Annotated in this window: 17 protein-coding genes and 1 other RNA gene; 10 read left to right on the forward strand and 8 right to left on the reverse strand. The window is 52.2% G+C overall.

Annotated features, from left to right (window positions below; all coding sequences use genetic code 11):
• Nucleotides 1-433 precede the first annotated feature (433 nt).
• The 5 genes from ACOYW0_RS15190 to uxx1 form a co-directional block, all read right to left on the reverse strand.
• Nucleotides 434-1,645, reverse strand: coding sequence for a diaminopimelate decarboxylase (locus ACOYW0_RS15190; RefSeq protein WP_482414690.1), 1,212 nt, complete (start codon nucleotides 1,643-1,645; stop codon nucleotides 434-436).
• Nucleotides 1,638-2,138, reverse strand: a complete 501-nt coding sequence (locus ACOYW0_RS15195; RefSeq protein ID WP_482414691.1) for an SET domain-containing protein-lysine N-methyltransferase — start codon at nucleotides 2,136-2,138, stop codon at nucleotides 1,638-1,640. Before ACOYW0_RS15195 ends, ACOYW0_RS15190 begins: the two co-directional genes overlap by 8 nt.
• A 58-nt stretch (nucleotides 2,139-2,196) precedes the next feature.
• Nucleotides 2,197-3,330: a DNA-methyltransferase gene (locus ACOYW0_RS15200; protein WP_482414692.1), complete on the reverse strand. Its 1,134-nt coding sequence runs from the start codon at nucleotides 3,328-3,330 to the stop codon at nucleotides 2,197-2,199.
• A gap of 367 nt (nucleotides 3,331-3,697) precedes the next feature.
• Entirely contained in the window at nucleotides 3,698-4,348 is a 651-nt protein-coding gene (locus ACOYW0_RS15205) for an LOG family protein (protein WP_180137187.1), read from the reverse strand.
• A 140-nt stretch (nucleotides 4,349-4,488) separates the two neighbouring features.
• Complete coding sequence (gene uxx1 / locus ACOYW0_RS15210) at nucleotides 4,489-4,707, reverse strand: UXX-star selenoprotein family 1 (protein ID WP_482414693.1); 219 nt, start codon at nucleotides 4,705-4,707, stop codon at nucleotides 4,489-4,491.
• Between the two features lie 208 nt (nucleotides 4,708-4,915).
• Between uxx1 and ACOYW0_RS15215 the strand changes: the two genes are divergently transcribed.
• The 5 genes from ACOYW0_RS15215 (at nucleotide 4,916) to ACOYW0_RS15235 (ending at nucleotide 9,869) form a co-directional block, all read left to right on the forward strand.
• Nucleotides 4,916-5,170, forward strand: a complete 255-nt coding sequence (locus ACOYW0_RS15215; RefSeq protein ID WP_482418839.1) for an HPr family phosphocarrier protein — start codon at nucleotides 4,916-4,918, stop codon at nucleotides 5,168-5,170.
• Between the two features lie 339 nt (nucleotides 5,171-5,509).
• A complete protein-coding gene (gene ptsP / locus ACOYW0_RS15220) occupies nucleotides 5,510-7,279 on the forward strand; it encodes a phosphoenolpyruvate--protein phosphotransferase (RefSeq protein ID WP_482414694.1) in 1,770 nt (589 codons plus the stop codon).
• A 132-nt stretch (nucleotides 7,280-7,411) separates the two neighbouring features.
• Nucleotides 7,412-7,885, forward strand: a complete 474-nt coding sequence (gene smpB / locus ACOYW0_RS15225) for an SsrA-binding protein SmpB (protein WP_180137184.1) — start codon at nucleotides 7,412-7,414, stop codon at nucleotides 7,883-7,885.
• Between the two features lie 158 nt (nucleotides 7,886-8,043).
• Nucleotides 8,044-8,444, forward strand: a transfer-messenger RNA (tmRNA) gene (gene ssrA / locus ACOYW0_RS15230).
• A 174-nt stretch (nucleotides 8,445-8,618) separates the two neighbouring features.
• Entirely contained in the window at nucleotides 8,619-9,869 is a 1,251-nt protein-coding gene (locus ACOYW0_RS15235) for a tyrosine-type recombinase/integrase (protein WP_482414695.1), read from the forward strand.
• Nucleotides 9,870-10,133: 264 nt separating this feature from the next.
• On the opposite strand, the gene ACOYW0_RS15240 is transcribed toward ACOYW0_RS15235, so the two are convergent.
• Nucleotides 10,134-11,369, reverse strand: coding sequence for a HipA domain-containing protein (locus ACOYW0_RS15240; RefSeq protein ID WP_482414696.1), 1,236 nt, complete (start codon nucleotides 11,367-11,369; stop codon nucleotides 10,134-10,136).
• A gap of 3 nt (nucleotides 11,370-11,372) precedes the next feature.
• Nucleotides 11,373-11,603, reverse strand: coding sequence for a helix-turn-helix transcriptional regulator (locus ACOYW0_RS15245; protein ID WP_482414697.1), 231 nt, complete (start codon nucleotides 11,601-11,603; stop codon nucleotides 11,373-11,375).
• A 2,111-nt stretch (nucleotides 11,604-13,714) separates the two neighbouring features.
• Between ACOYW0_RS15245 and ACOYW0_RS15250 the strand changes: the two genes are divergently transcribed.
• The 4 genes from ACOYW0_RS15250 to ACOYW0_RS15265 all read left to right on the forward strand — a co-directional run bounded on the left by ACOYW0_RS15250 (nucleotide 13,715) and on the right by ACOYW0_RS15265 (nucleotide 18,129).
• Nucleotides 13,715-13,963 (forward strand): helix-turn-helix domain-containing protein, encoded by a 249-nt coding sequence (locus ACOYW0_RS15250; RefSeq protein ID WP_152004871.1) that lies wholly within the window; start codon nucleotides 13,715-13,717, stop codon nucleotides 13,961-13,963.
• 119 nt (nucleotides 13,964-14,082) lie between these two features.
• On the forward strand, nucleotides 14,083-14,301 hold the full coding sequence (locus tag ACOYW0_RS15255) for a helix-turn-helix transcriptional regulator (protein WP_226860032.1): 219 nt from the start codon (nucleotides 14,083-14,085) through the stop codon (nucleotides 14,299-14,301).
• A gap of 469 nt (nucleotides 14,302-14,770) precedes the next feature.
• On the forward strand, nucleotides 14,771-17,407 hold the full coding sequence (locus tag ACOYW0_RS15260; protein WP_482414698.1) for a toprim domain-containing protein: 2,637 nt from the start codon (nucleotides 14,771-14,773) through the stop codon (nucleotides 17,405-17,407).
• Nucleotides 17,408-17,817: 410 nt separating this feature from the next.
• Complete coding sequence (locus ACOYW0_RS15265) at nucleotides 17,818-18,129, forward strand: hypothetical protein (RefSeq protein ID WP_482414699.1); 312 nt, start codon at nucleotides 17,818-17,820, stop codon at nucleotides 18,127-18,129.
• A 37-nt stretch (nucleotides 18,130-18,166) separates the two neighbouring features.
• On the opposite strand, the gene ACOYW0_RS15270 is transcribed toward ACOYW0_RS15265, so the two are convergent.
• A complete protein-coding gene (locus ACOYW0_RS15270) occupies nucleotides 18,167-18,511 on the reverse strand; it encodes a helix-turn-helix domain-containing protein (protein WP_482414700.1) in 345 nt (114 codons plus the stop codon).
• A 165-nt stretch (nucleotides 18,512-18,676) separates the two neighbouring features.
• Between ACOYW0_RS15270 and mads1 the strand changes: the two genes are divergently transcribed.
• A complete protein-coding gene (gene mads1 / locus ACOYW0_RS15275; protein ID WP_482414701.1) occupies nucleotides 18,677-18,883 on the forward strand; it encodes a methylation-associated defense system helix-turn-helix domain-containing protein MAD1 in 207 nt (68 codons plus the stop codon).
• The last annotated feature ends 2 nt before the right edge of the window (nucleotides 18,884-18,885 follow it).

An 18,885-nucleotide genomic window follows, 5' to 3' on the forward strand; every position in this document is an offset into this window, starting at 1 on the left:
AAAAACCGAGAAAGACCAACTGAAATGGAGTGCGGCGCTCCAGGGGACAACGGTTTTCGGGGGGGGGGGACATACGCCCATGGACCAAACGGTGGTCAAGGCCGATGCAGCCTTCGTTCTTCGAGTACGCCCCATGTGCCGACGGGCTGCCTCCCTAACCGACTTGGCCATCGTTCCCAGGCTCCGCCTGGGGATGCTTTTCGGAGGCTCTGCCTCCATGGTTGCGCCTCGGCAACCTGTGGGTTTCTTGCCTGCGCCACGGTTTTTTATGCTGGCAAGGCAGAGCCTTGCACCAAACACTCCCAGGCAGAGCCTGGGAGCGAGGAAAAGATCCCGTCCTTAATGCCCTTACGTTTTGCCCTGAGGAACGAAGGGAAAAACGCAAGGGCAATACGCTTTCGAGGTGGCTCACCTCGCCGCCGGAGGCACGCGTTTAAAAAAGCAACACCTCACGGAACTGGCCGCGCATGCAGTGGTTGGAGCTCATGGAGGAGGCGTAGGCCCCGGCGTTGATCAGTGCCAGGGTGTCTTCCTCTTCCACGGGGGGCAGGGGGATCCCTTCGGCAAAGAGGTCCAGGGCTTCGTTGATGTTGCCGGCAACGGTTGCTGGAAGGCAGGGGCCTTTTTTGAGTCGGGTGACAACCGGCTCGAAGGGGAGGCGGTAAAAGGCGGGCTCCACGGCGATGTTGAACCCGCCGTCCACGCCGATATAGCGGGTGGATCGCCGGGTCTCCACGGTGTTGGCGGTGAGGAGGAGCAGGCCTGCGTCTTTGGCGATGTAGTCCCCGGGCTCCACCTCGATTGTGAGGCCGGAATCTCCGAAGACCCGTTTGATGACAGCGGCCCATTGGCCAAGGTCCAGGGCGGTGTCTGTGGGGGTGTGGGGCACGCCCAGGCCGCCACCCAAATTAATGGTCCGCAGGCCGGGGATTTTCTCGGCAAAGGCTTTGGCCTCTTCAAGGATCTGTTCCCATGGGGCGAGCTGATCGCTTAAGTAGCCGCAGCCGGTGTGGAGGTGAAGGGTGGTGACGGCGAGTTTGTGCTTTGCAGCGATTTCCAAGGCTTCGTCAAACTGTTCGGCGTAGATGCCGAATTTGGTGGTGCTCTCGCCGCTGTAGCGCAGCAGTGCGTTGTCCCCGTAGCCCACGCCCATGGCCGGGTTGATGCGCAGGCCGATGTTCCGCCCCGAGGCCCGCGTGCCCAGGCGGCGCAGGGTGCTTATGGCGTCGCAGTTGATGTGCAGCTTTTCGAACCGGGCCAGGGTGTCCAAGTCCTCATTGGAGACGGCTGTGGCCGTGTAGGAGATATCGGACTCTTTGAATCCGCATCCCATGGCGTGCATCACCTCTTCCGGGGAACAGGCGTCGATGCCGCAGAGTCTTTCCGTGGCCATAAGGGTGAGGATGGGCGCGAACCGGTTGGCCTTCATGGCGTAGTGCAGGCGATACGGGCGTCCTGTGGTCTCCAGTGCCTGGCGGAGCCTGGCCAGGTTTTCCCGGATGCGTGGGGCGCTGTAGAGAAAGGTGGGGGTGCCGAAGCGCCGGGCCAGGGATTGCACCTTTTTTTCTGCAAAGCGAAGGTGCCCTTTGTCGTAGCAGAGCCCTTGGCGTTCCCACCAGAATGGGGTGTGGCGGGCATCAGGCATGGGCGTAGACTTTCTTGGCCGGAGTGGCGAGTTTCAGCCCTTCGAGGTAGGCGTATCCCTCTTCGCTCGGGGCCTCCAGGCGTCCGGTGATCCACTTGCGGCAGTTGTCGGCCTCACAGAGGCAGGGGAACTGCCTGTAGAGGACGTCTTCGGTGGAGGTGTAGTCCATGGTGAGGGCTTCACCCGGGTCGATGTCCTTGAGGGCCCACATGGTGAGGGTCTTCATGTCCAGGGCCACGTTGGGGTCGCAGGCGTGGAGGAGGTAGCCCACAAAATGGGGATCGTGGAGGTGTTTTGTGGGGCTGATCTGGAGGGTGTGGAGCCGGATCTCGTCGAGGACCTCGCCGGTGAAACGGGCCATCATCTCCCCTTTTTTGAACGCTCGCCTGGTAAAAAGACCGAATCCTTTTTCATCACCTTCCGTGGAGACGAAAAAATCCTTCCGCGAGGGGTAGCCCTCTGGTTTCTCTGTGGTGTCTGGGTATATATGCATGCATCCTCCTGAAAACACGGATCGGGGTGTGGTGAAAACCTGTTTTCATTGGTTGGGTTTAGGTAAACAGTGCCATCTGGGTGGCACCTTTCTCTTCAAGGGCCTCGCCTGTTCCGGTGAGGGGCGACGGCTTGGGCGCCTTTTGGCCCGGAACAAAGGGGGCGTGTTCAGCGCTGAAGCCGGCCCCGTTTTTTTCGACGGATACGGTCACCGGCAGGGTCATCCCCTTTTCTTGGGCGGTGACCACGGGCAGCTCCCAGGCTTCATGTGTATGTTTGATCGCTTTTCCGGACGCCAGCCTTTCATCGACAAACCGCACATGGTCCTCGTACCTGCTTCGCGCGATGGTGTGCGAAAGGCCGGGTGCCTGTGTGGCCCGGGCATCGAACATGGGGGCAAACCCGCTGTCGATCTCATAGGAGATGCTGTTGCGGCCGGTGGCAAGGGCGGCCTGCATGGTGGTGCCTGTCCCGGAAAACGGATCCAGCACGGTGTCTCCCATGGCAGAGTACATAAGAATGAGACGCAGGGGCAGCTCCAGGGGGTAGGCGGCGCTGCGTTGCCTCAGGGCTGTGTCGCCTGTTTCCTGGCGTACGCCGGAGATATCGCTCCAGGTGTCCGAATACCAACGGTTTCTCTCTTCCCAGAAGATGGCCGAGGCCTTTCGAATCTCCTTGTCCGGGCCGTTTTTAAAGACCCGTTTGCCGCCGTTGCGGAAGATAAGAATGTATTCGTGTTCCTGGGTGACATAAGCTCCTGCAGGAAGCATGCCGGAGCCCATGAATTTATTGGGCGCGGTGCTCACCTTGCGCCAGAGGATTTCGGGCAGGGGGGTGAATCCCCTTTTCAGCATGGCCATGGTGATGCGCGAGTGGTTGGGGTAGATGGCGAACTCCCCGGCGATGGTGCGGGTGGCGTCGCCCATGTTGATGGCAACGAAGCCTCCCTTTTTCACCACGCGGGCCAGCTCGTCCCAGACCGCATCCAGGATCCCGTGCATGGCCTCAAAGGCCTCCATACCCCGGCCCTGGTCAAGGGCCTCAGCCACGGCGGGGTCTGCGTTGGAGAGAGCCTCGTCCCACATGGCAATCATGGGGTACGGGGGGGAGGTGACCACCAGGTCGACGCTGTGGTCCGGGGTCGCCTCCATGGCGGCGGCGTTGAGAAAGTGAAGGGCGTGGGTGGTGTTCATGAAAATGTACTGCCTTATATGTCGAGCCCGTGCAGGCACAGGCGTTGTCGGGTGTCGGGCATGGGGCCATAAAGCCCCTCGGGCTCGGTCGTCTCTGGTCCGGCCAGAAAGACGCCAGCCTGTTTTTCCGGTCTGGGGCCCGTATCCCGGGGTTATGCTGGGGTTGTTCGTGGTTCGTTTCGGTGTGCGATGTGTTTCATGTGTCTCATAAACAGACGGTACGTGTATCAGGTTGTGGCCTGTGCCACAACGCCGGAATCACGGAAGGGGGCGCGGGGCTGTATGCCCGCTCGCGGGGGACGGGGTCGTCCCTGCCGGGCCGAGGCGGCTGCATGAGCCGCCTCGGGGGGCTGGTGTGCCTCGCGGATTAATCCTTGTTGCTTGCCTTGACGAACTCAACGATCTCTTCGGGATCGTCGGTGAGCTTGATGATATCGAGGTCCCCTTCGCTGATGGTGCCTTCCTCGAGCATGCGGGCCTTGATCCAGTCGATGAGGCCGCCCCAGTACTCTGTGCCGAAGAGGACCAGGGGCAGGGGCATGACCCGCTGGGTCTGGATGAGGGTCACCGCCTCGAAGAGTTCGTCCATGGTGCCGAAGCCGCCGGGCATGATGACATATGCCGAGGCGTACTTGACGAACATCACCTTGCGGATGAAAAAGTAGTTGAATTCCACGCAGATGTTGGCGTAGGGGTTGGGCTTCTGTTCAAAGGGCAGGTTGATGTTGAGGCCCACGGACTTTCCCCCGGCCTCGGTGGCGCCGCGGTTGGCCGCTTCCATGATGCCCCCGCCGCCACCGGTGATGACGTTGTACCCGTTCTTCACCATGAGGGCCGCAATCTCACGGGCTTTTTCATAGTAGGGTGTCCCCGGTTTGGTGCGGGCTGAGCCGAAGATGCTTACGGCAGGGCCCAGGTCATGCAGTCTGTCCACCCCTTCCACAAATTCGCCGATGATGCGGAACAGTCTCCAGGATTCTTCAAGTTTGAACTCTTCGATGACGTACTGATGCTTCATGGTATTACTCCTCATGTGGTGAAACGCAACGTCCGCTCAACTGGGCATTCCAAAAGGGGTGCCGGGCCGCTGGGCCCTTGGTTGATGTGCAGACAGGCGATGGGGTGCTCCGGCAACCTGCCGGAGTCGTCTCAGACCCGTCAGGTTTTTCCCTGCCAGCCGACGGAGACCTCTCCGTCGGTGTCGATGACCGGGATTTTTCGCCCGCCCCCGGAGAGGGCGAGCATTTTATCCATCATCTCCGGGGATTTGAGGACATCGATGTAGACCACATCGTTACCCCGTTCTTTCAGGGCGTCGACGGCGGCCCGGGTAAAGGGACATTTGTCTTTGCCGTATATGGTGACCGAGTGCTTCATGGGATCAGCCTCCTTTGTTGATGAACCGGTTTCAGCGAATATGCGGGTAAACCCAACCCCTTGGGATTGTTTTTAATCTGGAAGAATCTCGACGTTTTTCAATTTGACACAAGGGGGTGCTGTGTGCTAATAATGTCCGGTATTTTTCGTTGGACCGGGAAACCGGGCTGTTACGCATCATTTCCTGAAGGTAAGTCATATCAAAGCAATTTCAAGAAAAACAACGGTAAAAAGTGAATTGGGCATCCACGCTCGGCCTGCCGCCATGATTGCAAAAGCCGCGGCTGAGGCGATGGGGGAGGTGTGGCTGGTTCGTGATGGCGAAAAGGCCGACGCCACCAGCATCATCGATATCCTGACCTTGGGCTGCGCCTGCGGCACCGAGGTGGAGATCGAAGTGGAAGACGCTTCCGACAGGCCTGTCCTTGATCGAATTTTCGAACTCATCGAGGATGATGAGTGAAGACCCATCGAGGTCGATGAGTGGTTCCCCGCCCCGGCCGTCCGGCCCGGGGAGATACGCATCAAGCGTGGTCCGCGGCGATACTTTTTCAACTATTCATTCATTGATTGACGTTTCCCTCCAAGGTGTTTTGACACCAAAGGCCGTTTTCCGTTTAAGTTGGCGGACGGCTTGGTGTATAACACCATGAGGTGCGCTCGCCGGGAGCCCGATCCTTTGGGTTGGGCCGTGGTGTGCGAGTGTCAACACCGGGCGTTGCAAGGCCCGGGCAATACAACGTGAACCGGCACCACGACGTGTGCAAGGTTACGAAAAATTAAGAAGAGCAGATCTTTACCCATGGCAGACAAAGGTTCAGATACAGTATTGAAGGGCATCAGCGGATCACCGGGGATCTGCATCGGCCAGGCTTATCTCGTGGATCGGGAGGGCGTGGACGTTGTGGAGAAGTACACCGTCCGACCCGAGAGCATCCGAGACGAAGTGAACCGTTTCAAAACAGCGGTGAAAAAGTCCGAGGACGAGCTCATCGAAGTGATTGAAGAGCTCCCCGAGGAGCTCCATCATCACCTGACGATCCTGGAATCCCATCTTGCCCTGTTCAAGGACAAGATGCTTTACGAACGGGCCATCGACGCGATCCGTGACGAAAGCATCAACGCGGAGTGGGCCTTGAAAAAGGTGGCCACCCGTGCCAAGGCCATGTTCCAGGACATTGCCGATCCCTATCTCCAGAGCCGCGTGGACGACATCGTCCAGGTTTCGGATCGCATCATGATGAATCTCGTAGGGGTCGACGCCGTGAACATCGGCAACATCGACAAGCGGGTGGTCCTCGTGGCCAAAGACCTGACCCCTGCGGACACCAGCCGCATCCAGCTGGAGCGCGTCAAAGGCTTCGTCACCGACCGCGGCGGGAAAACTTCCCACACCAGCATCATCGCGCGGACCCTTGAGCTGCCCTCGGTCATGGGCCTGGGCAACGTGTCCGCCCTGATCAAGAACGACGACATCATCATCGTGGACGGCAACGACGGGCTGGTCATCATCGACCCCTCGGACGAGACCCTCCTCGAGTACGAAGAGAAGAAGCTGCGCTACGAGACGCGGCGGGCCAATATCAAGCGCCGGAGCAAGATTCCCGCCACCACCGTGGACGGGGTGACCATCAAGCTCATGGGCAACATCGAGCTGGCCGAGGAGATCGTCTCGGTGATGGACTACGGCGGAGAGGGCATCGGCCTGTTCCGCACCGAGTTCCAGTACCTGAGCCGCTCCCATTTCCCCACGGAAGAGGAACTCTACGAGCAGTACCGGGAGGTGGCCGAGCTCATCTTCCCCGAGCCCGTGGTGATCCGGACCCTGGACATCAACGGGGACAAGGCCCTGGCCTACGCCCGGGAGAACGATGAGGAGAACCCGGCCTTAGGGCTTCGGGCCATCCGGTTCTGCCTCCAGCGGCCCGATGTGTTCATGACCCAGCTCCGAGGGATCCTACGTGCAGCCGCCTTCGGCAATGTCCGGGTGATGTTCCCCATGATCTCCGGCGTGGAAGAGGTTCTGGAAGCCAAAAAAATGCTCAAAGAGGCTGCAGCCCAGCTCGAAGCCGAAGGGATTCCCTACAGCGAGAACTTCGAGATCGGTATCATGGTGGAGGTTCCCTCTGCCGTGGTTATGGCCGAGCGCCTGGCCGACGAAGTGGACTTTTTCAGTATCGGCACCAACGACCTGACGCAATACACCCTGGCCATTGATCGCGGCAACCGTAAGGTGGCCCATCTTTACAACTCCCTTCACCCTGCTGTGCTGCGCATGATCAAGCAGGTGGTGGATGTGGGCAAGAAGCACGGCGTCAAGGTGTGCATCTGTGGCGAGATGGCCTCTGAGCCCGCCAACATGCCGGTGCTTCTGGGCATGGAGCTTGACGAGCTCTCCATGACGCCCCAGTCCCTGCCCATGGTCAAGGAGATGGTTCGGGGTCTGAGTTTTTCCGAGTCCCGGAAGTTTGCAGCCAGGGTTCTTGAGGCAACCACCGTGGACGGCGTGGCCTCCATGATGGACGAGTTCGTCTACCCCGAAGAAAACGAGAACGGCACCGCTTCGGCGTGATGCTTTCGGCCGCCTGTGCGGCTTCCATGAGAAACCGGTGCCGCATAGGCGGCCACCGGTTTTTTTCGACCGCATCTCTGTAGTCAGGGCCATGCGGGATCAGCCACCATAAGGTGGGCAAGGACAGCGATTATGGCAGAAAAGAGCACCCGAACCATCGCCAACAACAAAAAGGCGCGGTTCAACTACGAAATCACCGATCAGTACGAGGCTGGCCTGGTGCTGGTGGGCTCCGAGGTAAAATCCCTGCGCGACGGGGCTGTGAACCTCAAGGAGTCCTACTGCAAGATTGCGGAGAACGGCGAGCTGTTCGTCTATCAGATGAGCATCTCCCAGTACCCCTTTTCCTTTCACTCCAACCACGACCCCCTGCGCCCGAGAAAGCTGCTCCTGAACAAGAAGGAGATCCGCAAGATCTCGGACATGCTCAACATCAAAGGGTGCTCCCTGATTCCCTTGAGCATTTACATCAAGGGCAATCGCATCAAGATGAAGGTGGGAGTCGGCCGTGGCAAGAAGCTCTACGACAAGCGACAGACCCTGAAAGAGCGGGACGCCAAGCTGGAGGTGAACCGCATGAACAAGCAGAAAGACTATTCGGATTAATACACCCGGGCTGCAGCGCAAGAGTGCCGCGCCCGAAGATGCCTCCGGAATCACCCTGACCATTGACAGGCCGCCCCGGATGCATTACCTTACGTTTGATCTGAGCCACCCACCTCACAGGTTCAGATCAAGTCACATCTCTTATGAAGCCAATTTATGGGGGCGTCCTGGGTTCGACTGGGATATGAGAGCTGTTTGACTGCACTCCGAGGATGATCGTTGGCCTCGTTAATAATCGATCACAACATAAATGCAGACGATTATGCATATGCGGCAGCTGCTTAGCAGTTAATCCGCAAAAAAAATGTATCCTTCGGGATGCACGTCACCTGACCTTCTCACTTAAGGCCAACGTGGCGACACTCTAATGTGATAGGGACCGGAAGCCTGGTATTCCACCACCTGGCGGCGTCCGGAACCGAAATTAATGCTGCAAGGGGACGTTCAGGGGACCGAGTCAGCGGGTAAAACCTGGATGTATTTGGATGCTGACTATGAGTGTAGAGGTCTTACGGGGAATTATTTCAGGACGCGGGTTCGATTCCCGCCGCCTCCACCATTTTATAGTTCCGATAGTTTCCGAGAAGTTCCAAAGAAAACGGTAACCCTAAGATTTTAAAAGAATCTTGGGGTTTTTTCGTTCCGTCCAGTTCCACCCAAAACCCTTGACAGCCAGTTCCTTATGGCGGTATTTTTGACGGTATATTAACGTATCCACTAAGGAGGTACCGTCATGCCACTTACCGATACAGCCATTCGTAACGCCCAGCCTAAAGACAAGCCTTACAAGATGACCGATGAGAAGGGACTCTACCTTCTCGTGAAACCAAAGGGGAAATATTTTCGCTACGATTATCGTTACGGCGGAAAGAGAAAGACCATGGCCTTGGGGGTGTACCCTGATGTGAAGTTGAAAGAGGCCAGGGAAAAGCGGTACCAAGCTCGTAAGTTACTTGATAGTGACATTGACCCCATGGACCATGCCAAGACCGCAAGGTTGCTGTCAGTTAATCTTGCTGAAAACACGTTTGAAGCTGTAGCCTTGGAGTGGTTTGCGAAGGACAAGCATCAATGGGTGGAGGGGCATTCCAGGACCATAATCAGGCGCCTTGAACGTGATGTGTTTCCTTGGATCGGATCACGTGGGATTGCGACTTTATCGGTGCCTGATGTTTTGGCAGTCTTGAGGCGAATTGAGGCGCGTGGTGCTATTGAGACCGCCCATAGGGTAAAGCAGATTTGTGGGCAGGTTTTTCGACATGGTTCTCGAACTGGGCGTGGTAACGAGGACCTGACTGTTAATTTGAAGGGGGCCCTGACTCCGGCAAAAGTGAATAGGATGCCAACCATTACAGATCCTGTAAAAATAGGTGAACTTCTCAGGGCCATAGATGGATATGAAGGGCACCTTGTCACGCGTTGTGCACTGCGTCTGGCCCCTCTGGTGTTTGTAAGACCAGGGGAACTCCGTCATGCCGAGTGGCAGGAGATCAATTTTAAAAATTGTATGTGGAAGATTCCCGAAGAAAAAATGAAGATGCGCTTTCCTCATCTGATTCCCCTTGCAAGGCAGTCTGTTGAAATTTTGAAGGAAATTGAGCCTCTGACTGGTCAAGGAAAATATGTATTCCCTTCTCTGCGATCTTCAGATCGGCCGATGAGTGACAATACGATCCTTGCCGCCTTACGTCGGATTGGCTATGCGAATGACGAAATGTCTGGGCATGGTTTCAGGGCTATGGCCTATACAAGATTGCTAGAACAGGGTTGTGATAAGAGGTTTGTTGATCGTCAGCTTGCCCATATACCGCCTAATACTGTCCAAGCTGCGTACGACTATACAAAGTATATCGATAAGCGCAGTAAGATGATGCAGTTTTGGGCTAATTATCTGGACCGCCTGCGAGCTGGAGATGGTGCACATGATGAAAATCTATATTCTGGGGGCGTTTGTTTTGTAACGCCTTCCAACTTATTGGCTTGAAATTTCGTATAGTGACCATTTCATATTAATCCTTTCCGCTCACAGTTGCAAAAAAACCATCGCCATGCTCCATGGTAAGGCTGTTGCTCGAAGCGTGCAAAGCAGCCTGGGTATGGTGCGTGGCGATGGTAACGATTTGGCTTTGAATGGAAAGGGTATGTTTCTTGTGGCGCTACTTGATGGGGCTTTGTCGCTTTTAACAGTGAACTTTCAACCAGGAGTGTGATCTTGGCTGATAGAGGGGAACCATCTCTACAGAACCATTTAAATGCTTTGGATTCTGTGGGTTTGGGTCTGAATCGTTGCCACAATTTTTGAGGCCGTCTCCTGGAAAGTGGGGTCGTCTGGTATTTCTTCTTTGACCTGACCTGTCAGGGCGCCGAGAAGGCTGGACATCGTTTTTATTCTGCGGCTTAGTTGCTTGGGGCTGATCTCAAGGTCATCAGTCAGGCGCTGCCAGTGGATAGGGAAAAGGTAATTCATTTGGCCTTTTCCGCCAATATGCATGGCCATTTTCTGTGAAAGCTCGGGGTAGATGAGCGTAGAGACGAGGTCGTAAAATGGTGCAAGGGTCGTTCCTGCTTGCGTATAAAGAAGCGAGATGTTTTTTGCGTGGGCATCGCAATTTCCGATTAAAAAGTTGAATACCATCCAATCGATCAGTTTGTTTTTTTCAAGGACCGGTGTGGTGCAAAGTGAATTGATGGCTTTAAGACAGTCGGCATACCCGGGGCCGCCTTCGTTTTCATACTTTCTGTCGGGCATGACACCAAGGGCCTGGCAGAAGTCCTCTTGATGGAGCCGGTGAAGAACGCCATCGTCGTCTTTGAATCGATCATAGCGCTCAACAATCAAGGCCTTTACCTCTTCGTGGGACCAGATAAATACCTGAGGCACTGAAAGACCAGCCTTATCGGCAAGCTTCATGCAAAAGAATTCATTTTCGATGAGATCGGGGAAGCCCGGAGAGGTGATTTTCAGTATGTGGCTGCTGGGTGCAGTCCCTTTGGGAAGAGAGCAGTTGCTGTTTTCATAAAAAACAGGGATTTTATTCTGTGCTCCGGCAAGGGAAAGGCGAATCTCATCACTATGGATGATAAGAGGCTTCAGCGATGCAGACTTGATCATGTCGGCAAGATAGCTGTCGGATAGCAGCTGATAATTGGCATCTACCTGGGGCTTCTCACCGTGGGGGAGAAGAGAGACCGCACCCGCGCATTCACCGCCAATCTCCCGTAGCAGCGCAAAATCGTTGTCTGCAGATACTTTTCGATCCTTTGCAATGAGGTGCCGCAGGTCTCCCTCTGGAAGCAGGTTTGAAAAAAAGGCTTTCACCCGATCGGGGGCCTGGGCATCAAAGGCTAATGGCAACGTGGCTGAGAGTGGGACGGGATGGTCTGAAGCGAGATACTCCGGTGCGTACTCAAAGGAGAAGACCCGATCTTTTTGAGAAAGCACCCCCGCCAGCTGGTTGTGTATGAACACATGAAGAGTCTCCACCTATCACCTTCCTTTGGCAAAGAGATCTATACCAATAAGCTGTGTTACCCGTAACACTCGATCAAACTCTAAGGTAGGCTTCCCGTTTTCAAGTTCAGATATAAACCGGGTGCCCACATTGCAGAGCCCTGCAAAATCCGCCTGGGTCATTCCAATCTCCTTTCTTTTGGTGCGAATCAGTGAGCCAAGATCTTTTGCGTTTTTTATAAGGATCATGTCTTGTGATGAGTGCATTGTGTTCCCGTTCGGGTATTTTTTAAGGTGTTACGGCAAGTATATCTAATTTATTCCCGTTCGGTAACTATAAACGAGATACTGCCTGGTGGCAATATATTTTTCCCTTACGGTAAAATAGTGTGACTTGATACGTGAGGGTGTTTAGAATTTTGTGCCAGTATCAGCTTCCTATCAGTATCAGCTTCTTATCAGTATCAGCTTCTTATCAGTATCAGCTTCTTATCAGTATCAGCTTCCTATCAGTATCAGCTTCCTATCAGTATCAGCTCCTTATCAGTATCAGCTTCCTATCAGTATCAGCTCCTTATCAGTATCAGCTCCTTATCAGTATCAGCTCCTTATCAGTATCAGCTTCTTATCAGTATCAGCTTCCTATCAGTATCAGCTTCTTATCAGTATCGGCTCCTTATCAGTATCACCTCCCTATCGTTATCACCTTCTTATTCATAATCATTTTGCCCATCTCTGAATTAAGCAGGCTGAAGGGGGCAATTAGTGTTGGTGTAAGGCAGGGTGCCGTTATTACGATGCTTTGCTGTTTTTGATTTGGCCTCGATACGTAAATATTGGATCAACCGATTTTTTGATGCACCACTCCTGTTAATACCAAGTCTAAAATAAACTCTTTGACCTGCTATTCTCAATCGCCACTGATATGACACCTTTATTTTGAAGATGAGTCCTAATTCTTATGTGCGCGTTAGGCTCGCGCTGGATTAGCGTAAAAAATGAGCGAATTATAATCGCTATAGCCGAACTGCTGTGTGATAATTTTGTGCTTTGGGTCCTCCTTTGTCGTGGTAAGGGTTGTCATCATTATTCTGGGTTTGTCGCCTCCTCTTGAAATAAAACAGATTGTCATCGTTATTTGGGCCGGGAACCTCCATGTAGGTTGAAATACGTTTAAATCGTTGTGCTTTCCAGGCTCTTCCTTTCTTGTGATATCAAAGATGGAAAAATCATTACGGAGCTCCGGGAAATGTGTTGGGCTGCGTAACACACTGATATGCATTTTAATGAACACATATCGCCGATGGGCAAGACGTTCGTCTTTGATTGAAGTGCTGGGGAGGTGTCCCCGAAAAAGTGAAATGTGATCAAGCGTGGGAACTCAACGATTGCGACAAAATATTGATTGTAAATCAATTGATGTATAGCCCGGCGAGTTCGATGATCAATCGAAATTGCCACGTTGAGTCTTGTGTTTGAAGGGACTGTTTGAGTCCCTTTTTGGCATTAAATACCGCAGGGGTATGAAATGCTTACGCACAGAGGCGTGTATAAAATCGTTAAGAGATTTTTTTTCTTTAATGATCGAACTTTATATGTAAATACAGGATATTAAATATTTTTGTCAATGCCCTGTTAATGCCATTAGAGTTCCTTTATTGATTGTTTTTTGCAAAATGTGGATTCCAAACCTCTTTATAGGGCAAAACCCAATAAAGAGGTTTAGCCCATTATAACGGTCTGTTGATGTGATTTTTGGTGTCGGTTTTATTGTTTTTTAAAAACGTTTCTAAAAAACACACCAAAAAAAAATCTGTTATCGAATTTTTTAGAAGGCGAACTTCACATTCAAACATGTGTGCGGTGTGAGAAACTTTTGCCACATGCTACGACTGCCCCCCTTGCTGTCAAGGCCAAGCCGCGCTGTGCGCGGTGCTTCGCAACCTTGACAGCTGTGTGTGACAGTCGTCTATGGTGGCTAAGGGTTTATACCCCCCGTATGCCTGTTGGCATAGACCTGGTTCAAATGAAACCGCAAGTAGTCCCACCGATTTTTTCAGAGTTACCCACCTGATTTTCAATTTCAAAAGCCACAAATTAAATACCCCTATGAAGCCAAGATCATCTTTTCTGGCACAAGGGTATAGAAATGAACTTTTTTCTCATTTGATAAAAGCCGTCATGAACGGATTTCTGACTATTCCTGTGGCCATCAATGATGGCGTCTGTTGAAGTTTACGTAATCTAAAGGTGTACATCTGAAGAAAACTAAACCTGTGCGCTATTGATAGAATAGCAGAGGGTGCCGTCGCGTTTTTAAGAACATAAGCGCTATGGATGCGTTACCCTAAATCAACTTTATAAATCAGGAGGGAAAAATGGGCGGTAAACGTAAAAAATACCGGAAACGCGCAATTCCAATGAACTGTCTTTCTATCGAGCAAACAGCGGCCATTGTCGGCATAGGCAAGCGGACTTTGCAGTGTCGGATGGCACCTTCGGGCATCAAGAAATGGGGAAAGTTTGGAATTTCAGCACAAAAAAGAAATGGGATCTGGGTCTTTAAGCGCTCTGATGTTGAAGCGTATATGAGCAAGGAGTTCGATGAAGATATAACCATAAAATAAGCGGATTGGTGGTATTTCACCTGCACCGTACTCAATGAGGATAGCGAATCGATAATCTTACAATACCCTCCATTATTATTTGGGTGGGAATGACCATTGACAGGATAAGGAGCTCAAATATGGGAACCGACAATTCGACAAAAATTAACATTCTTCGGCGTGGACGAGTTCAAGAACGAACCGGGCTTTCGAGGTCAACGATCTACGATCGAATAAAAGATGGGACTTTCCCAAAGCCAATACAGCTTGGCCCAAGATCTGTGGGCTGGGTTGAAAGTGAAATTGAAGACTGGCTGATTGAGTGCGTTCAAAATCGTGACGCTGAGCAAAATGCCTGATGGTGGTGCCTCTGGAATAGAAGGGGCATTTGCCCGGATTGTGTGGCTGAGCAAGAAAAGGCGTCCCGATGTATGAGGCCCTGATTTGGCATAGCCGTGAAACGTGGCCGGGTTCCTTTTGGAACTCACCCCGTGCCAATGATGACAGAGTTAATCCGGATATTTCACGAGCCGAGTTCACCCATATTCAGGCAGCAGAGCTGCAGATGTAGTGGTTTACCTCAAAGCTCTGATAACGCGGAAGATGGGTGCTCTCGGCTGGCCCGAAGGGTGAGAAAATTGAGCAGCGAGCCGTGAACTACATTTTACATTTTTGAAGTAACTGGATTTTCCACACTAACACCTTGCAATCACGATCTATTGTTTTGTTTTGATCGTTTTCTAATGAAATACCCGGGTTAAGGCCAGATCACTTTGATTCTGTATGGCGGTTGGGAGCAGATCAAAAACAGAAAATAAGGATTTTATCATGTATGAAGGCGTTGTACCGAGCAACCGATCCGATGAAATCATCCAGGCCTTGTCACAGGATCCCCGCTTTCAGTTCAAGGATCAAGCTGGATACCTGCGATACGGAATCTGTCCCAATTGTGGAAAAAAAGAGCTTTACGTCAGCAAGGCCAAGCCATTTCGCATTGCCTGTGGACGTGAGAATAAATGTGGCCAAAGCTGGACGGTAAAAGAGCTTCTCCCCCATCTCTTTGGAAATTATGAAAAACGATATCCCCCATCGAGAGACAACCCAAACGCCACGGCAGACGCGTACCTTCAAGAAGAAAGGGGCTTTGATCTTCACCGCATTCGGGGATGGTACCGGCAATATCAGTGGAAAGACGGCGACCAGTGGATTTCTTCCATCCGTTTTCCATTAAACCGTGACGGTTCTGTCTATTGGGAACGGCTTGTTCGTATCGGTAAAGATGGCCGCAAGGCGAATTTCAGGGGCAAATACCGAGGTATGTGCTGGCTGCCTCCGGCCCAGGTATTAGAGCAGGGAGACAGGTGCTTCATAACCGAGGGCATTTTCGATGCCATGGCTTTTGAGCATATTGGCGAAAAAGCGGCGGCCTCGATGTCATCATCCAATTTTCCAGAGCAGTTGATCAGGGGGGCTGAGAAGAAGCGTGTGGTTTGGGTTCTTGCGCTGGATAACGATAAGGCCGGTCGAAAGGCGGCTGTGAAGCATGCCAATCGTCTGAATGGAATGGGGCAGCACGTGGCTGTGGCGCTTACTCCGGATGGAAAAGAGGATTGGAACGATTTCTATAAAAAAGGCCTTTTGAACGAGACGTTCATTGATGAATGCCTGTATCGTGGGCGGCTCTTTATGGCCAGGTCTCCGGGGCAGAAGGCATGGCATATGTTTCAACGGAATCAGGGCCAGCGAAAATTCGTGGTGGAGTTTGCCAATGGCCTTTATCGATTTGAGGTGAGCAGCGATTTGGATACTGCCTTGGAAGGGGCCGACACCCCTTTGTGCGGTGAAGATGGTTACCGTCTCTTTACGCAGCACACCACCCAAGCCCAGATAAGCAACGCCGTTCCGGAGTTGCTTTACATCATAGATGACGTGGATATGGATCAATTCAGGTACGTGTTCCGCATCCGTTACAAGAACAGCGAGCGGGTGGATATCAAAGAGTTCACTGGAAACGCCCTCACCAAGGCGGAAGCCTTCACAGCAACCCTTCTTACCACAGCCCGCGGCGTGATTTTCAAGGCCACGGAAGCCGAGTTTCAATACATGCTCCAGGGGTGGCTGGATCCCATTGGCGGTGAGCCGGATACCGTTACCACAGTGCCCTACCTCGGGTATCATGCGGATACCGGTGCCTACATTTTTCAGGATCACGCCTATTATCAAGGCAAGGAGATCCCTGTAAATGAGTTTGGCTATTTCAAGATCGGAGAACTTGGGTTGAAAAGCTCTCTTCGTTCCGGCGTTCGTATTCAAACCGGCCAGGAATTCAACCCCTCCTGGTTCCTCGACTATGTCACTGTTTACCACTGGCAGGGGCTCTCCTGTTTGGCGTGGTGGCTTGGGTCCTTTTTTGTCCAGCAGATCCGGAAAAAGTATCGTCGTTATCCCTTCTTTGAGCTCTCTGGAGAGAAGGACACGGGCAAATCCGATATGCTCCAGCTGCTTTGGAAATGCTCCGGCCGAGACGACTATGAAGGGTTTAACCCCAGAAAGGACAATCCCAAGGCCGTGCGCCGAAAGTTCAACCAGCTTTCCAATCTCCCAACCAGTCTTTTGGAGACGGACTACGGAGAAGGCAAGGAGAACGGACAGCAACAGCAGTACAACTTCGACTCCCTGAAAGATCTGTTCAACGGACGTGGAACCGGTGCTATCGGACTTCCCACAAAGGGCAGCGACATCTTTGAACAGCCATTTCTTGGGGCTTTGATCGCTTCTCAAAATCACCGGGTAACAGGCCATGAGGCCACCCTTTCTCGAATCGTTCATTGCCATATGACAAGGGCGCACCATAGGGCAGAAAACAAGGCCTTGGCCGAAGAGCTTCCTGCCCGCCCAGTGAATGCGTTCAGCGGGTTTATGGGGGCCGCGTTAAAACGTGAGCAGCTGATTCTTTCCCGGACTTACGATGCTTTCGAAGAGCTGTCGCCGAGGTTTGAGAATCAAGGGTTAAGCAACCGCGTTGCATTCTGCCATTGCCTGGTGGCCGCCCTTGGCCATGGCCTTTGCGTTCTTTTCCCGGATATGGCGGAATCGCTTGCAGATAGATTAACGGAATACCTTCTTGTGCGTGCCAAAGACCGGGAGAATCTTCTTCAGGAAGAAGATGGCCTGGTCGCTCAATTTTGGAAGACCTATGAATACATGAACGAAGAGATCTGGGAGAAGGATGTGATGGAAAGCCGGGCGGGTTGGTTGAACCATTCAGCGAAGAAAGAGCTCATCGCCATTAACCTCCAGGAGTTCCGGGCTGCCTGCGTGGATTACAAACAGCCGCTCCCCCAGGACATGCAGCGTCTACAGGAAGCGCTGAAAACAAGCATCAAACACCCCTTCGTCAAATCCGGTAACGTCTACAGCCGCCATAAGAAGCGAAGTATCAGTTGTTTTGTGTTCCAAGCATAGAAACAGACCCCTTTGGGGCTTTAAACGTACGATATACGATAAGCTTAGGATTTTTGTGGGTGGGTCTGGAAAGGGCGAATGAAACGAATGGATCGTAAAATATTTCAATATAACAGGGTTTTGTGTGGTGGATGTGCGCGAATGTTTGAGCGAATGCCCACCGAATGCTTTGCGAATGTTTGCCAGGCGCAAAATCGCATGATTTTTAATTTTATTGTTTTGTATATTATTAATATAATTGAAGATATAAGAAAAAATTAAATATACATTCGTCCTCATTCGTCAAACATTCGTTGGCTGTTTGGGTTGTATCAAGCATGAATACAGTCAATTAGCCTGATACATTCGTCCATTCGGGCATTCCGGAGCATCACCCCACCCAAAGATGAACCCCCGATAAAGAGGCCAGTATGAAACCCGTGTGTACAAAGAAACTCTGGAGTCTGTTTCACGAGATGAAGGGCGTTGATGACAACATCGGCTCTATGTGTTGCGATGCCTTTGCCACCGCTTGTTACCTCCACCTGAAGGCCGAGTGCAAGGAGGAGCGGGTTGCCGCCCGCAAGCTGATCCAACAGGTGCTGGATGTGATGGGGTGGGATGGGCGAAGAACATTCTTCAACCGCCTGTTTGATTCTCTGCCTGGTAATGAAATTTTGTATGTGGATGCGATTCCGAAGCATTCGGAGTTTAGGCGGTTATTTCTGTGGGATAGGGTTTGAGGGGGAACGGCGGTGTGGGGTGGTAAGATATTGAATTTTAAGCTGTTTTTATGGTTTGCGCCGCTTTGGTAAGATTTTGAATTTCATCTTCACTGAAGCCGGCCTCCTTGATATAACGCAGGAGGTTCATGACAGCCGGTTGGTTGTGAAGGAAGTCGACAACCTCTGGGTCTGTTGATGAAGAAAGGCGGAAAAGGACATCGGGGTCAGCGGCCAGTTCTTTGGCCAGGGTTTTGACGATTTCCGGCCGAGGAGGGCGTTCTTTACCGCGTTCGATACGGCTTAGGTATGCGGGTGAGATACCCACTTTGGCAGCCGTTTCGCGCAGGCCTAAATCCTGGGCGGTTCTGAGGTTACGAATTGTTTCACCGAATTTATTCATGAATACGACTATAGCCTGCTGTTTAGTGTTTTGCAACACGAAAAATATCTGGTGATTTTTGCCGTACTTTGGTAAATTTTAGTGATTTACTACTCCTGTGAGAGTAGGATAACCCGTTGGGGGATTGTTACCCATAAAGGATTATAGCCCTTCAGGAGAAAATATATGAGCTATGGGGAAATTCTTAAAATTAAAGATGTCGTTACATTGCTCAAGGTTGGTGAAAAAACTGTCTACTCTATGGCTCAGGCCGGAGAATTGCCTGCATTTAAAGTGCGGGGTCAGTGGCGGTTTACTCGAAAAGACATCGATGTCTGGATAGAAGCACAGAAATCTTCGATTCAGAATTCCGATAGAATTGATACGAAATAGAT

The sequence above is a fragment of the Desulfoluna sp. HI9BLuna genome, from assembly GCF_056829775.1.